Annotated in this window: 13 protein-coding genes; 6 read left to right on the forward strand and 7 right to left on the reverse strand. The window is 61.0% G+C overall.

What is annotated here, in order from left to right; genetic code table 11:
• Positions 1 to 53: 53 nt before the first annotated feature.
• Positions 54 to 725, reverse strand: a complete 672-nt coding sequence (locus KGA98_RS12895) for a DsbA family protein (protein WP_223502472.1) — start codon at positions 723 to 725, stop codon at positions 54 to 56.
• 262 nt (positions 726 to 987) lie between these two features.
• Between KGA98_RS12895 and KGA98_RS12900 the strand changes: the two genes are divergently transcribed.
• Positions 988 to 3,081 carry a TonB-dependent receptor gene (locus KGA98_RS12900; protein ID WP_223502473.1) on the forward strand — a complete coding sequence of 698 codons (2,094 nt, stop codon included), beginning with the start codon at positions 988 to 990 and terminating at the stop codon, positions 3,079 to 3,081.
• Positions 3,082 to 3,310: 229 nt separating this feature from the next.
• Here the strand turns inward: KGA98_RS12900 and KGA98_RS12905 are convergent, their stop codons facing one another.
• From KGA98_RS12905 to KGA98_RS12915, 3 genes are all read right to left on the reverse strand, one after another.
• Positions 3,311 to 3,523, reverse strand: a complete 213-nt coding sequence (locus KGA98_RS12905) for a hypothetical protein (RefSeq protein ID WP_057712441.1) — start codon at positions 3,521 to 3,523, stop codon at positions 3,311 to 3,313.
• 243 nt (positions 3,524 to 3,766) lie between these two features.
• On the reverse strand, positions 3,767 to 4,873 hold the full coding sequence (gene aguA / locus KGA98_RS12910; protein WP_057712442.1) for an agmatine deiminase: 1,107 nt from the start codon (positions 4,871 to 4,873) through the stop codon (positions 3,767 to 3,769).
• Positions 4,874 to 5,167: 294 nt separating this feature from the next.
• The gene (locus KGA98_RS12915; RefSeq protein ID WP_223502474.1) at positions 5,168 to 8,080 is read right to left on the reverse strand and encodes an aminotransferase; all 2,913 of its coding nucleotides are present in this window, start codon (positions 8,078 to 8,080) and stop codon (positions 5,168 to 5,170) included.
• Between the two features lie 190 nt (positions 8,081 to 8,270).
• Here KGA98_RS12915 and rfbC point away from each other — a divergent pair, with 190 nt between their 5' ends.
• The 4 genes from rfbC to KGA98_RS12935 all read left to right on the forward strand — a co-directional run bounded on the left by rfbC (position 8,271) and on the right by KGA98_RS12935 (position 12,618).
• Positions 8,271 to 8,816 (forward strand): dTDP-4-dehydrorhamnose 3,5-epimerase, encoded by a 546-nt coding sequence (gene rfbC, locus KGA98_RS12920; protein WP_223502475.1) that lies wholly within the window; start codon positions 8,271 to 8,273, stop codon positions 8,814 to 8,816.
• 106 nt (positions 8,817 to 8,922) lie between these two features.
• A complete protein-coding gene (locus tag KGA98_RS12925) occupies positions 8,923 to 10,731 on the forward strand; it encodes an ATP-binding protein (protein WP_223502476.1) in 1,809 nt (602 codons plus the stop codon).
• Positions 10,728 to 12,122, forward strand: coding sequence for a sigma-54-dependent transcriptional regulator (locus KGA98_RS12930; protein WP_223502477.1), 1,395 nt, complete (start codon positions 10,728 to 10,730; stop codon positions 12,120 to 12,122). Before KGA98_RS12925 ends, KGA98_RS12930 begins: the two co-directional genes overlap by 4 nt.
• Positions 12,123 to 12,162: 40 nt before the next feature.
• Entirely contained in the window at positions 12,163 to 12,618 is a 456-nt protein-coding gene (locus KGA98_RS12935) for a YiiD C-terminal domain-containing protein (protein ID WP_218495330.1), read from the forward strand.
• Between the two features lie 27 nt (positions 12,619 to 12,645).
• Here KGA98_RS12935 and cysQ read toward each other — a convergent pair whose 3' ends face one another.
• Positions 12,646 to 13,473: a 3'(2'),5'-bisphosphate nucleotidase CysQ gene (cysQ, locus tag KGA98_RS12940; RefSeq protein ID WP_223502478.1), complete on the reverse strand. Its 828-nt coding sequence runs from the start codon at positions 13,471 to 13,473 to the stop codon at positions 12,646 to 12,648.
• A complete protein-coding gene (gene nudE, locus KGA98_RS12945) occupies positions 13,470 to 14,036 on the reverse strand; it encodes an ADP compounds hydrolase NudE (protein WP_090452543.1) in 567 nt (188 codons plus the stop codon). Before nudE ends, cysQ begins: the two co-directional genes overlap by 4 nt.
• Positions 14,037 to 14,124: 88 nt before the next feature.
• On the opposite strand from nudE, the gene yrfG reads away from it, so the two are divergent.
• Positions 14,125 to 14,787 (forward strand): GMP/IMP nucleotidase, encoded by a 663-nt coding sequence (yrfG, locus tag KGA98_RS12950; protein WP_150755608.1) that lies wholly within the window; start codon positions 14,125 to 14,127, stop codon positions 14,785 to 14,787.
• Positions 14,788 to 14,914: 127 nt separating this feature from the next.
• Here yrfG and lysM read toward each other — a convergent pair whose 3' ends face one another.
• Entirely contained in the window at positions 14,915 to 15,355 is a 441-nt protein-coding gene (lysM, locus tag KGA98_RS12955; RefSeq protein WP_007972838.1) for a peptidoglycan-binding protein LysM, read from the reverse strand.
• Between the last annotated feature and the right edge of the window lie 99 nt (positions 15,356 to 15,454).

Raw genomic sequence — 15,454 nt, forward strand, 5'->3', positions numbered from 1 at the left:
TTCTAAAAATAGGCGAAAATCGTCTAAGAAATTGCTTTACGCAGCAGGAATATTCAATCGCTGCAGCCATCGAGGCCACAGGCTGCAACGGAAATGGATGATCCCTGATCGGGCAGCGACTGACTCAGCCACTGCGCAAATGCCTGGGGTTTGCCCAGCCACGGCCCGATATCGATCAGGGTGAATTGATCATTGTGCTCAAGCGCCAGGGTCGGAAAGCCCTGCCCGCCGACCTTGGCCAAAAGCGCCCGGCTGTTCTTGATATGGCCTTTGGTGTCGGCCGTCCTGAAGGCTCTTTCGAAGGTTTGAGGGGCCAGCCCCATGCCGTGGGCCAGTTCAAACAGTACCGATTCGTCGGCGATGCGGCGCCCCTCCACGTAGTGAGCACTTTGCAAACGCCCCAACAACTCCAGCCCGCGACCTCCCATTTGCTCGGCAGCCAGCACCGCAGCGATGGGTGGCACCGAGTCGAACACGGCGGTGTGATCACGCAACAAACCTTCGAAATAGTCTTCACCGAACGGCTGCCCGCTGTATTCGGCGATGCGCCGGTCGTGGGGCATGACGTAACTGCGCAGTTGTGGCGAAACCTTTTGCCGATTGGCACCCGTCATCATGCCGCCGCCGTGGGCAATCACGGGCAGTACAGCCTGGGCGGCCTGCACCAGCGGTTTGGCGCCGTAGCACCAGCCGCACAATGGGTCGTAGATGTAATGCAGGATCATGGGAAGGCTCCGACAGAAATTCAGGAAAATTCGATGTCGGCAGGTTAGTGCCCCTGCGGCTCCGGAAAAACGCCGGATTGGCTTTCAGTCTGTTGCTTGAATCGGTCGAATGAATGCGTCGGCATTTGTATTAACTCCGACACAATTAGAAACAATCAAATGAGACAAATTCTCAATAACAACTAACGACAGTAAATGACAAGCATTACTATCCGCGCCCTCCTACACGCTTCAATCTAAAATCCTACGGATGCGCTCTTCAATGCCCGCCCCTTTTCGTCTTGCGCCCTACAGCTTTGGGCTCTCTGCCTTGTTGTCTGCCGGTTTTTCCTACGCTGCACCGACCACCCTACCTGCCACATCGATCAGCGCCGAAGCTGAAGCCGACGACCCGCGCGTAACCCAAACCAGTACAGCAACCCGGACCGCGACACCGGTGCGCTACGTGCCACAAGCCATTGACTCGATCAAAACCTCGAACGTCATGGATTACGGCACCAACGATCTGGGCACCGCGCTCAGCGGTATCCCCAACGTCAGCAGCGGCGCCGACACACGCTTCGACAGCCTGCGCATCCGCGGTTTCGACGCCAGCAACGACTTCTATCTCGATGGCATCCGCGACGACAGCCAGTACGTTCGCGACCTGCACAACATCGAACGCATCGACGTTTTGAAAGGCCCCGCCGCTGTGCTGTATGGCCGTGGCAGCCAGGGCGGCATCGTCAACCGGGTGAGCAAGCTGCCCGAGTTCGGTCGCCGCTCGACCATTGAAGCCCAGGGCGGCAGCGAGGATTTGCGCAGCCTGTATGCCGACCTCAGCGCCGACCCTTCCGAGAACATCAGCCTGCGCCTGAACATGGGCAACATGGACGAGAACAGCTTTCGTGATGGTGTGAGTGGCAATCGCCAGTTGTTCGCGCCCTCGATGAGCTGGCAGCTGACACCCGATCTGAACTGGTTGGTGCAGTACGAATACAGCCGCTACAACCGCACGCCGGATCGTGGCATCCCCGGCGTAAACGGTCGCCCGGCAGACGTGGGACGCGATACGACCTACGGCAGCGAAAACGATTTCATCGACGACAAGGCGCAGTCCCTGCGCTCGAAACTCACGTATGAACTGAGCGACAACTGGCAACTGCGCCAGACCCTGGGCGTGTTCAAGCTCGACAGCGATTTCGACAATACTTACTTGACCGGCTATGTCCCGGCCACCAACAAGGTTACGCGCCAGCACTGGCAGCAGGACCTGAACACCCGCAATGTCTACAACAACGTCGAGCTGGAAGGTGGTTTCGATACCTTCGGCCTGGAGCACCGCTTGCTCACCGGCATCGAAATCGGCAGCCAGCGCCGCGACCCGTTGCTGTACACCGCCGCCACTTCCGGACCGGGCAGTTCACCGGTGCCGGCGCCGGACCTGAACAACCCGGACCGCAATTTGCGTCATACCGGGCGCATGGTGGTGTCGAGCAACACCCACACCGAGGTCGAGAGCCGTGCGGTGTATGTGCAGGATCAATTGCGCCTGAACGATCAATGGCAATTGCTCGCCGGCCTGCGTTACGACACGTTCGATATCGAGTCGACCAACAAGGTGCGCAACATTTCCGAAGACAGTGACAGTCATAGCACCAGCCCTCGCGTTGGCGTGGTCTGGACGCCGCTGCAAAATCACTCCTTCTACGCCTCCTGGAGCAAGACGTTCTCGCCGGTCGGCGGTGGCTTGATCGGCATCACCCCGGGCGCGGCAGGTAACAGCAATGACCTGAGCCCGGAGCGGACCAGGCAGAAAGAAATCGGGGTGAAGAGCGACTGGCTCGACGATCGCCTGAGCACCACGCTGGCCATCTATGAGCTGGAGCTCTACAACCGTCGCACCAGCGACCCGAACAACCCGACCATTACCCTGCTTTCAGGGCTGCAACGCTCTCGCGGGATCGAGCTGACCGCCGCTGGCAGGATTACCGGCAACTGGTACATGCGCGGTGGCGTGGGTCTGCAGGACGCAACCATCGAAAAGGACAACAACGGCCTGGAAGGCAAGCGCATCAACAACGTGGCCAAGCACAACGGCAGCCTGTTCCTGACCTGGAAACCGGAAATGGGCTGGTACGCCGAAACCGGCTTGACCTTGGTTGGCGACCGCTATGCCGATAACCTCAACACCACCGTGTTGCCAAGTTATGGCCGCTGGGACGCCTTGGCAGGCTTCCGCCAGAAGGATTGGGATTTGCGCGCGGCGCTGAACAATATCAGCGACAAGACGTATTACGAATCGGCAACCAGTGCATTCCAGATCCAGCCGGGGACGCCGCGTAGCCTGGTGGTGACGGGCACCTACAGTTTCTAAACACCCCTTATCCCGGTGTGAACCAATAACACTGGTTCACACTATTCCCTTGTGGGAGCGGGCTTGCTCGCGATAGCGGTGGGTCAGTCAATATAAATGCTGACTGGTCGGGCGCCATCGCGAGCAAGCTCGCTCCCACAGGGGATCGTAGTGATTACATGAATCTGCGCGCAAAAAAAACGCTGCCATCCCGGCAGCGTTTTTTTTGTTCAATCCGTTGTTGTTCTTCTTATCCTTCCATCACATCCCACAACGCATCCAGTTCCGCTTCGCTGAATAAACCAGCAGGGTAACGCTCGATCATTGTCCGGCGCGGATCAGTATCGCTGATCTGACGCATTCCATTGGACTTGAACCAGTGCGCCAGGATCTGGAGCGATTCGCTATTTACTGCCAGGGGATGCAACGCCTTGTCGCTCACTACGTTCACTTCGGCGTTCATTTCAGCGCTCTCTCCCGGTTTGTGAGCGGCTAACTTATCCAAGGTTTATGACAGAACATAGAAGTCCTCCCTCCCCCGAGTTACAACAGCGGAGATACAAGAGCTGTGCCAAGGTTTCTGAAGTGTGGCCTGGCAGATACAAAAAAGCCCGCAGGCCTGTAGGGCCGCGGGCTCCGTGCATTGCGGGAGGCTGATCGACAGCCTGAGGGATTTCGTAATCAACTCAAGCTGTTACGACCTCACTCACTCCTTGTGCGGCGCGGGTTGTTGCTGGGTAAGACAGTGAATATTGCCGCCCCCCAGTAACAGTTCGCGACCAGGCACCATTACCACTTCATGCTGTGGGAACAGGTTCTGCAAGATTTCCTTTGCCGGACCATCTTGCGGGTCGTCAAAGCTCGGCGCGATGATGCCGCCGTTGACGATCAGGAAGTTCACATAGGAACCGGCCAGACGAACAGTAGGATTACGTTCCTGCGTACCATCAACCGGATCGACACCGGCACACTCTTCCTCAGTCGCAAACAGCGGACCCGGGATCGGCATCTTGTGCACCGTGAACGGGCGCCCCTTGGCATCGGTGCTGCTTTGCAGCGCTTTCATCGCCGCCTGACAGCGCGGGTAGTTCGGGTCCTGCGGATCATCGGTCCAGGCCAGCAGCACTTCACCCGGGCGCACGTAGCAGCAGAAGTTATCCACATGGCCATCGGTTTCGTCGTTGAACAAGCCATCCGGCAGCCAGATGATCTTATCCACAGCCAGGTTTGCACTCAGGACCGCTTCGATTTCCGCTCGATTCATGTGCGGGTTGCGATTGCGGTTGAGCAGGCATTCTTCGGTGGTGATCAGGGTGCCTTCGCCGTCGACGTGAATCGAACCACCTTCCAGCACGAAGCCTTCGGTGCGATAGCGGGGGCTGCGCTCGATCTCGAGGATCTTGCCACCAACCTGCGAGTCACGGTTCCACGGCGAATACAGGCCGCCGTCAAAACCGCCCCAGGCATTGAAGTCCCAGTTCACGCCACGGACTTCGCCACTGTTGTTGATGACGAAGGTAGGACCGGAGTCGCGAACCCAGGCGTCGTCGCTGGACATTTCCACCACACGAATATTCGGCACGTCCAGACGGGCACGGGCGTTTTCGTACTGGCCGGCGGAAACCGCCACGGTCACCGGTTCGAAACGGGCGATGGCCTTGGCCACTGCCACGTGAGCGGCTTGTGCCGGTTTGCCACCCAGGCGCCAGTTGTCCGGGCGCTCGGGCCAGATCATCCAGGTCTGGGTTTGAGGTGCCCATTCGGCTGGCATATAGAAGCCGTCGGCGCGAGGGGTGCTGTTCAACGTGGTCATGGCTCAGGACTCCGGAGTGACATTGATACCTGACAGAAATGGAAGCGTATGTGTAAACGCCGTGGGCTATGGCGACTTTATATCCGATAAATATCGGCTTTTAAAGCACCTTACATCCACCGTTACAAAAACAATCGACTAAAAGCCGATATCAATCGAATTAACACCACAACTCATGTGGGAGCGGGCTTGCTCGCGAAGGCGGTGTATCAGTCGAGTTCAATGCTGCATGACACACCGCTTTCGCGAGCAAGCCCGCTCCCACATTGGCCCGCATTTACAGGGGGGATGTATTTACAGCCCTTCTGCGAGCACCTTCGACAGCATGTCCACGAAGAAATCCACACTCTGGCGCGAAGTGACCATCGGCGGCTTGATCTTGAGGATGTTCAGGTAATCGCCGGTCGGTTGCATGAAGATCCCCAGCTCACGCAAGCGATCGCACAGTGCGGTGGTTTCTTCGGTGGCCGGCTCCAGGGTTTCACGGTCGCGGATCAACTCGACGCCCAGATAGAAACCGGAACCGTGCACCGCGCCCACTAACGGATGAATATCGATCAACGCTTCGAGGCGCTTCTTGAAGTGCCCGCCAACGACCTGGGCGTTCTCCCAGAGTTTTTCCTCTTGCATCACATCCAGCACGGCCATGCCGACCTGGCAACTGACCGGGCTGCCGCCGGCGGAAGAGAAGAAGTAACCCTCGGTCTCCAGCGCCTCGGCGATTTCCCGGCGGGTGATGACCGCGCCCAGTGGCTGGCCGTTGCCCATACCCTTGGCCATGGTGATGATGTCCGGCACGACGCCCTGCTCTTCGAAGCCCCAGAAGAAATCGCCCATGCGCCCGTAGCCGACCTGCACTTCGTCGGCGATGCACACACCGCCCCTGGCCCGGACCATGGCATAGACTTGTTTCAAATAACCTGGTGGCAGCGAGATACCGCCGGCATTGCCGTACACCGGTTCGCAGATGAAACCGGCCAGTTGGCGTTTCTGCTCGGCGATTTTCGCCAGGTTGTGTTCGACGCTGCGTACATAATCCGGCGCACTGTCTGGGCCACGGAACTCACCGCGATAGGTGTTTGGCGCGGTCACCGGGTGCACCCAGTCCGGGCGGCTGCTCAAGGCCTTGGGGTTGTCAGCGATCGAGGTCGACACCGAATCCGCGCCCACCGTCCAGCCGTGATAGGCCTCCAGCACGCTGAGCATGTCGCGACCGCCGCTGTAGGCCCACGCCAGGCGAATCGCCAGGTCGTTGGCCTCGCTGCCGCTGTTGACCAGGAACACCCGGTCCATGCCTTCGGGGGACAGCTTCAGCAAACGTTCGGAGAACTCGGCCACGGCTGCGTAGTTGAAGCGCGAGTTGGTGTTGAGCAACGACCACTGGCGGCTGGCGACTGCCGCCATGCGTGGATGGCCGTGGCCCAATACCGCTACGTTGTTGAGCATGTCGAGGTAGGAGCGGCCCTGCATGTCGATCAAATGGTTGCGCCAGCCGCGTTCGATGCGCGGTGGATCAACGTAATAGTGTTTTTGTGTGCGGGCGAAGCTGGCATCGCGCCGGGCCAGCAAGGTCGCTCCGTCGAGCTCGGCTTCGGCGTCACACGCCAAACCCAGCAGCGCCGCAGGTGACGGGCACAACGCCTGCCAGGCGGCGGCGCGTGATGGCGTGCAGAACAACGGCGCATCGATCGACGCGCCACGGCACAACTGCACGATCAATGGCCCGCTGACCGAACCCAGCACCTGGCCTTTGACCAGGGCCGCGCCGCTGTGCAGCGACGGCGTGACACCCCAAAGCCGCACACTCAGTTGCGGGCCATCCAGTTGCAGCACGCCCGCCGATGACTGATGCACCACCCCGGCAAACGGCGCTTCGACCGCCGTGCCCTGAGGCACTCGCAACTCGACGTGCAGCGGGCAGGTGTCCGGTTCAGCGGCGCTGTCCGGGCGGGTGTGGGACAGGCGGTATTGCCCGTAACGACTGGCCGCCAGGCCATGTGCTGCGGCCGCTTCATCCAGCAGGCGCTGATCGACACCCTCGTGCTCCCAGTTCCCGGCCTCGAAATGCGGGCTGAGCACACCGAGGTCGATCAAGGCGAACTCACGCCCGACCAGGCTCGGTAACAGCGGCGCGAAGCCTTCGCTGCCGATGGTGGGCAGGCTCTGGCCGACGGCGGTGAGGATCGCTGCTTCCATCAGCGCCAACGGCACCGACGTGGCCACACGGAAGATTTCCCATTCATGGACAAGGTTGTCGCGGCTGTAGGCATTGCCCGGATCGATGCTGACCTGCTGTTCGCCGCTGAGCACCAACACCGCCGCGCGGGCGACGACCAGCGGCCACAACGCCAGCAGCTCTTCGTGTTGCAACGGGTTGACCGCGTGATACGCCTGGATTGCCGGCAAAATGCAGAACGGATCGCCCTCGCCATGATGCAGCAGCGCGGCACAGGTCACCGACAGATCGGTGATGCGCCAGGTGCGCACCAGGTCGCCGAAATCAATCACGCCTTGCAGCTGCCAATGGCGCTGCGCATCGCGCTGCCACACCACGTTGTCATCGGTGATGTCCATGTGAATGGCCTGCACCGGCAGTTTGTCCTGCAGTGGCTGCAAATGCCGCTCGGCTTGCCCGGACGCTTCGACGATCAGTTTGCGCTGGGCTTCATCCTTGATCACCGGCAGCAAATGCGCGATCAGGGCGTGGGCATGGCGGGCGTCCCATTGCAGGGTTCGCACCAGTCCCGGATGGTCGAAATCCGCCAGGGCCAGGTCCATTTCACCGCACAGGCGACCGAAGCCGGACACCACCGTCGGATTGAAATAGTCGAGGCTCGTCAGCGGCTGGCCTTCGATGTAGTCGAGCAGGCGAACGTGCACCGCCTGGCCACCCACGTCCAGCGACAGCAGGTCTGCACCGTTTTTCGCCGCGATAACACGCGGCACATTTACATCGGGGTGCTCGCCAAGATGCTTGAGCCCGGCGTGTTGCGCCTGAAGCTCCAGTACCGAGTAGTCGCCACGGCAGATTTTCAGGACGAAACGTCCCCGCTCGCTGTCGACGCGATAGTTCAGGTCTTGCTGGCTGCCAAGGGCCTGCAACCTGCCGCTGAACCCGTAATGTTCTTCCAGCAGCCCTAGCGCTTGCTCCGCAGACACCTGCGGGCTGGGCAAACTGGCGCGATGAATCAACGTGGCGAGCGGCATACAACGACCCCTGTAATTTTATTAGGCGCCTATATCGCCACTGGTTCGGGCGATACGCAACCCCCCGGAACCGGCAATGGTCATTTGCCGGGGCTGGAACAGGCCGATAGATTTTAACTTGAGTACTCGCCCCGGTCGGCGCTTTGCGCAAGAATGGCGGCCATTCAACGCACACTGCTGGAGAGCCACCATGAATGTAGTGACCACCGACCTGCCCGGTGTTCTGATCCTTGAACCCAAGGTCTTTGGCGACGAACGTGGTTTCTTCTATGAGAGCTTCAACGCCAAGGCTTTCGAAGAAGCTACCGGCCTGAATCCTCGGTTTGTTCAGGACAACCATTCCCGCTCGCAAAAAGGCGTGTTGCGTGGTTTGCATTACCAACTGACGAACACACAAGGCAAACTGGTTCGTGTCACAGCCGGTGAAGTGCTCGACGTTGCCGTGGACATCCGCCGCAGTTCGCCACATTTCGGCAAATCGGTGGCGGTGGTCCTGTCCGCCGACAACCATCGCCAGATCTGGATACCGGAAGGCTTTGCCCACGGTTTCGTGGTGCTGAGCGATTTCGCCGAGTTCCTCTACAAAACCACCGACTACTACACGCCCTCCGCCGAGCGCAGCATTCGCTGGGACGACCCGGACCTGGCCATCGACTGGCAACTGCAAGGCACGCCGCAGCTGTCGGCAAAGGACCAGGCCGCTGTATTCCTCAAGGATGCCGAAGTCTTCGCCTGAAAACCCGGCGCAAGATTCAGCGCAAAAACGCACCTGGCCTACAGTGCGCAGACTGCGCCCGCAAGCCTAGGCATAATGCGCCTGTACCCACAGGCGCATGCTGCTCATGAAACCGACCCTCCCTCCCAGACCCCGTTGGCGCAGCCTGGCCCTGCTGGCACTGTGCCTGGCGCCGCTGCTGTGGCCGCTGGAACATCTCGCCGAGCGTTACTACCGCAGCGAGCTGGCCAGTCAGAATCGTCAGACCCTCGACCTCTACGTCGCCAACCTGCTGGGTACCCTGCATCGCTATGAAGTGCTGCCGCAGATCCTCGGCGACCTGCCGGCCCTGCGCGCCGTGCTCGGCGCACCGGACGATGGCGTCACCCAAGGCAACGCCAACCGCCTGCTGAAAAACATCGCCGCCCAGACCGGTGCCGAAGTCATGTACCTGATGGACACCACCGGCAAGACCCTGGCCGCCTCCAACTGGGACAAACACGACAGTTTCGTCGGGCGCAATTTTTCCTTCCGGCCGTATTTCAGCGAAGCCATGGCCGGGCGGCTCGGGCGCTTTTTCGGCCTGGGCACGACCTCGGCCAAGCGCGGTTACTTCTTCGCCGCTGGCGTGCGCGACGGTGAAAAAATCGTTGGTGTGCTGGTGGTCAAGGTCGACCTCGACCACACCGAAAGCCTGTGGGGCAAAACCCCGGAACAACTGCTGCTGACCGACCACAACGGCGTCGTCATTCTCACCTCGCGACCGGAGTGGCGATTCCGCTCGACCCGCCCGTTGAGCGAGGAAGAAAGCAAGGCCATCACTGCGATCCAGCCCTATCCAACCCGCGATCCAAAACCGCTGAAGCTCAACCCGGACGCCTGGCTGACCCAGACCCAGCAGATCGCCGAAACCGGCTGGGACGTCAGCATCCTCGCCCCGCGCACCTTGATCGACCGCCCGGTACGTACGGTGGTGGCCATCGGTGGCGCAGCGCTGCTGGTGTTGATGCTGCTGCTTGGCCTGATGATGCAGCGCCGCCGCCATTACCTCGAGCGCATTGCTTTCGAAGCCAAGGCCCGCCGCGAACTGGAAGGCCGGGTTGCCGAGCGCACCAGCGATCTCGAAGGCCTGAACCGGCGCCTGAAACAGGAAGTGCTGGAACGCGAACAGGCCCAGCAGGAACTGGTACGCGCCCAGGATGATCTGGTGCAGGCCGGTAAATTGTCGGCACTGGGCACCATGTCGGCGAGCATCAGCCACGAACTCAATCAGCCGCTGGCAGCGATTCGCAGCTACGCGGAAAACGCCGAAGTGTTGCTCGATCACCAGCGCACCGACGATGCCCGTGGCAACCTCAAGCTGATCAGCGAATTGACCGGTCGCATGGCCTCGATCATCGCCCACCTGCGCGCCTTTGCCCGGCGCGACCGGCATGCCCCGGAAAGCGTCGCCCTGCAACCGGCGCTGGACGATGCCCTGGCCTTGCTGGCCAAGCGTCGACGCAGCATGGAAGTCGAGCTGATCCGCGACTTGCCCGCCGCCACCCTGTGGGTCGAAGCCGGGGAAACCCGCCTGCGCCAGGTACTCGGCAATCTGCTGGCCAACGCCCTGGATGCCCTGACGGAAAAAGGCCCGCCACGTAAACTCTGGCTCAGTGCCCAATCCACGGCCGAAGGCGTCAACCTGTACATTCGCGACAACGGCCCCGGCTTTTGCATGGAAGCCCTCGGGCGCGCCAGCGAGCCGTTCTACACCACCAAGACCCGCACCCAGGGCCTCGGTTTGGGGCTGGCGATTTGCGAAACCCTGATGCGCGCCTTCGGCGGTGAACTGTCGTTCGCCAACCACAAGGAGGGCGGCGCCCTGATTACCCTGAAGCTGCGCGCAGGCGCACCGGGCGTGAGCCTGCAACCGTCCGAGGACCGAAGTGCATGACCATCGACAACCGCATTCAGGTCGTGTTGATCGACGACGACCCTCATTTGCGCCAGGCCTTGAGCCAGACGCTGGATCTGGCCGGCCTGAAAATCCTGCCGCTGGCCGAAGCCAAGGGTCTGGCCGCGCAACTTGAACGTGATTGGCCAGGGGTGGTGGTCAGTGACATCCGCATGCCCGGCATGGACGGTCTTGAGCTGTTGACCGAACTGCACGCCCAGGACCCTGAGCTACCGGTGCTGTTGATCACCGGCCATGGCGATGTGCCGCTGGCGGTGCAGGCCATGCGCGCCGGAGCCTATGACTTTCTGGAGAAACCCTTCGCCAGCGACGCCCTGCTCGAAAGCGTGCGCCGCGCATTGGCCCTGCGCCGGCTGGTGCTGGACAACCGCAGCCTGCGATTGGCCTTGAGCGACCGCAACGAGCTGAGCACGCGGCTGGTTGGCCACTCACCTTCGATGCTGCGCCTGCGCGAGCAGATCGGTGCCCTGGCGGCAACCAGGGCCGACGTGCTGATCCTCGGCGAAACCGGCGCCGGCAAAGAAGTCGTGGCCCGGGCGCTGCACGATTTATCCAGCCGTCGCAACGGTCCGTTCGTGGCGATCAACGCCGGTGCACTGGCCGAATCAGTGGTCGAAAGCGAGTTGTTCGGCCACGAGCCCGGCGCCTTCACCGGCGCGCAGAAACGCCGCATCGGCAAGTTCGAATTCGCCAATGGCGGCACGCTGTTCCTCGATGAAATCGAAAGCATGAGCCTGGATGTGCAGGTCAAATTGCTGCGTTTGCTGCAAGAGCGGGTGGTCGAACGCCTGGGCGGCAATCAACTGATCCCGCTGGACATCCGCATCATCGCCGCCACCAAGGAAGACCTGCGCCAGGCAGCGGATCAAGGGCGTTTCCGTGCCGACCTGTATTACCGCCTGAACGTTGCGCCGCTGCGGATTCCACCGCTGCGCGAACGGGGCGAAGATGCGCTGATGCTGTTCCAGTATTTTGCCGATGAAGCCAGTGCCCGCCACGGCTTGCCGCCCCATGAACTGCAACCCGGGCAACGTGCCTTGCTGCTGCGCCACACCTGGCCCGGCAACGTGCGCGAGCTGCAAAATGCGGCCGAACGTTTTGCCCTCGGGCTGGAACTGGCCCTCGACAACAGCACGCCGGAAGGCAGCGCTGGCAACAGGGTCGAAGTCGTCGACGGCGGTTTGAGCGAGCAAGTGGAGAACTTCGAAAAAACACTCATCGCCGCCGAACTGGCACGTTCGCACAGCTCCGTGCGCAGCGTCGCCGAAGCCCTCGGCATTCCGCGCAAGACCCTGCACGACAAACTGCGCAAGCACGGTCTGAGTTTCGCCGACAGTGGCGCCTCGGCCCACCCTGACGATCTCGATTGAGCTACCGTCCAATCATCCACTTCAAGCAAGAGGCCCCTGAATGAGCCGCGACAGTCGACAACTGGAATCCATTCTCCATCACGACATTCCCCTCACCAGGGACATGGGCCTCAAAGTGCTCGACTGGCATGACCAGCAACTGCGTCTGCACTTGCCGCTGGAAGCCAACGTCAACCACAAGAGCACCATGTTCGGCGGCAGCCTGTATTGCGGCGCGGTCCTGGCCGGTTGGGGCTGGCTGCATTTGCGCCTCAAGGAAGAAGGCATTACCGACGGGCACATCGTGATTCAGGAAGGGCAGATCAGCTATCCGCTGCCGGTGACGGGGGATGCCAACGCCATTTGCCAGGCGCCGGACCCGGTGATCTGGAAGAAATTCCTGACCACCTTCCAGCGATACAGCCGAGCTCGGTTGACGCTGCATACACGGGTGGTCAACGAAGGTCGTGATGAAGATGCGGTGAGGTTTGTCGGACAGTACGTGCTGCACCGGTGAACCGGTTGACACAAAGTGAAGGTGATTTCAGGAGCGGGCCAATTCCAGCAGTTTCTCCCGCCAGGCCGCCTTCGCCGGCAATGCCAGGAAAAACGCATTCAACAGCGACGCCCGCGCCGGATAGCTGAACGGCTCACCGCTCAACTCCAGCACTTCCCCGCCCGCACCTTCCAACACACCTTGCGCCGCCGCCGTGTCCCACTGGGAAGTCGGTGCCAGGCGCGGATAGCAATCCGCCGCCCCTTCGGCCAGCAGGCAAAACTTCAACGAACTGCCGATATTGGCCAGTTGCAGCTCGCCAAGGCTGGCGCTCAACCCGGCCAGCAATCGCTCTTGCTCCGGGCTCGAATGACGACGGCTGGCCACCACGGTGAACGACTCGCCGGGCGCTAACGCATCACGCACCTTGATCGCCACGGGTGTGCCACCTTTATCGCCACGCCAGGCGCCGAGTCCCGCACCACCGACGTAAAAACGCCCGTTGGTCGGCATCGACACCACACCGAACACCACCCGACCGTTTTCGATCAGGGCGATGTTGACGGTGAACTCTTCGCTGCCGCTGATGAACTCCTTGGTGCCATCCAGCGGATCGACCAGCCACCAGCGCTGCCATCCGGCCCGCACGTCTTGGGGAATGTTGGCATCTTCCTCGGAAAGCACCGGGATGCTCGGATCAAGCGCCGTCAACCCGGCCAGAATCAAGTGGTGCGCAGCCAGGTCGGCAGCGGTCACCGGCGAGTTATCAGCCTTCGCCGTGACGGCCGTGCCTGTGCGCCAGAACGGCAGGATCGCCTCACCGGCCTGCAAGGCCAGCTCAATGACCGGCGCCATCAACGGATGCGGGAAATTCATGGCTGGAACGCTCCGCGCTGAGTCAACAGGTCTCGGGCCAGGTACAGCGCCGCCAAGGCCCGGCCTTCGGTAAATTGCGGGTTTTGCGCCAGCGCCGAGAGCTCACGCAGATTGACCCTGTCCACCCGCATCGGCTCTGGCTCGTCGCCTTCCAGACGCTCTTCGTAGAGGTCGGTAGCCAGCACTACTTGGATCTTCTGGCTCATGTAGCCGGGGGACAGCGACAACTCGGTCAGGTGCTCCAGTTGCCGCGCGCCAAAACCGGCCTCTTCCTTGAGCTCGCGCTCGGCCGCCGCCAGCACGTCTTCGCCCGGCTCGATCAAACCCTTGGGCAATGACATTTCATATTCATCCGTGCCGCCGCAATACTCCTCGACCAGCACCGCATGCTCGGCATCGAGCATCGCCACGATCATCACCGCGCCGTACCCGGCACCCTTGCCGACCAGGCGTTCATACGTGCGCTCCACGCCATTGGAAAAGCGCAGCTTCAGCTCTTCCACGCAGAACAATCGACTGGTGGCGACAATTTCGCGGGCGAGTATGGTGGGTTTCTGGCGCATGCAAAGCTCCTTGGCGTGAACGCGCTACTATAACGCGGCTTTCCCGATTGTTTACGCCAGAAATCTTTCTACTGCCCGAGACGTTGCCATGCCTTCATTACCCTGGTCCGACATCGATACCGTTCTGCTGGACATGGACGGCACGCTGCTGGACCTGCATTTCGACAACCACTTCTGGATGGAGCACCTGCCCCAGCGCTACGCCGAACTGCACGGGGTCAGCCGGGCCATGGCCGAGATGGAATTGCAGCCGTTGTTCGAGCGCAATGCCGGCCAGTTGCAGTGGTACTGCCTGGACTTCTGGAGCGCCGAACTGAAACTGTCGGTGCGCGACCTGAAACTGGAAACCGCGCATCTGATAGCCCTGCGCCCGGATGCCGACACCTTTCTGGCGGCGATCAAACGGGCCGGCAAGCGCGTGGTGCTGATCACCAATGCCCATCGGGATGCGCTGTCATTGAAGCTGGAAAAAATCGAACTGGCGCCCTACTTCGAGCGTTTGATCAGCTCCCACGACTACGGCTTTCCCAAGGAAAATCCGCAGTTCTGGGATGCGCTGCAAGCCGATATCGATTTCGATCCGGCGCGCAGCCTGTTCATTGACGACACCTTGCCGATCCTGCGCAGTGCACGGGACTTTGGCGTGGCGCATTTGCTGGCAGTGCGAGAGCCGGATAGCCGCAAGGGACCGAAGGATACGGCGGAGTTCGCGGCGGTTGGGGATTATCGGGATTTGATTGCAGGGCTCTAGACCGAGTTGCCTGCTATCGCGAGCAAGCTCGCTCCCACAGGATCTGCGTCGTTCGCAACCTTCGTGATCGACTCAGATCCTGTGGGAGCGTGGCTTGCCCGCGATGGCCATCATGCGGTTTGACGACTTACTCAGGAATCCGCAATGACTGCCCCGGATAGATCTTGTCCGGGTGCGACAGCATCGGTTTGTTGGCTTCGAAAATCTTGTTGTACTTGTTGGCATCGCCGTACACGCGCTTGGAAATCGCGCTGAGGGTATCGCCCTTCACCACGGTGACAAACACTGCCGCCTTCACCACCGGTCCGGTCACGGTGATCTGATCATCCACGCTGCCCACCCCGGCGATGTTGCCCACCGCCAGCAGGATCTTTTCCTTCTCTTCCTGGCTGGCGACTTCACCGGTCACCGTGACCTTGTCGCCATCGACCGTCGCCTGCACATTCGGGTTGCCCAGGCCGACCTTGCTGATGTGCTCCTTCAACTGCTCACTGGCATTGGCGTTACCTGGCGTCAGCAAATCCAGCAATTTTTCGCCTGCTTCCTTCACAAAGCTCAAAAGACTCATGGTGCACTCTCCTTGGGTTTCGGGTTCCAGACATCAGAGCCTAGACCACGGTCGTCACCTACGAATCCAACCCGACCAATGACCCCGCTTGCGATAGAA

The sequence above is a fragment of the Pseudomonas sp. BF-R-24 genome, from assembly GCF_019947335.1.
GTDB lineage: Bacteria > Pseudomonadota > Gammaproteobacteria > Pseudomonadales > Pseudomonadaceae > Aquipseudomonas > Aquipseudomonas jessenii.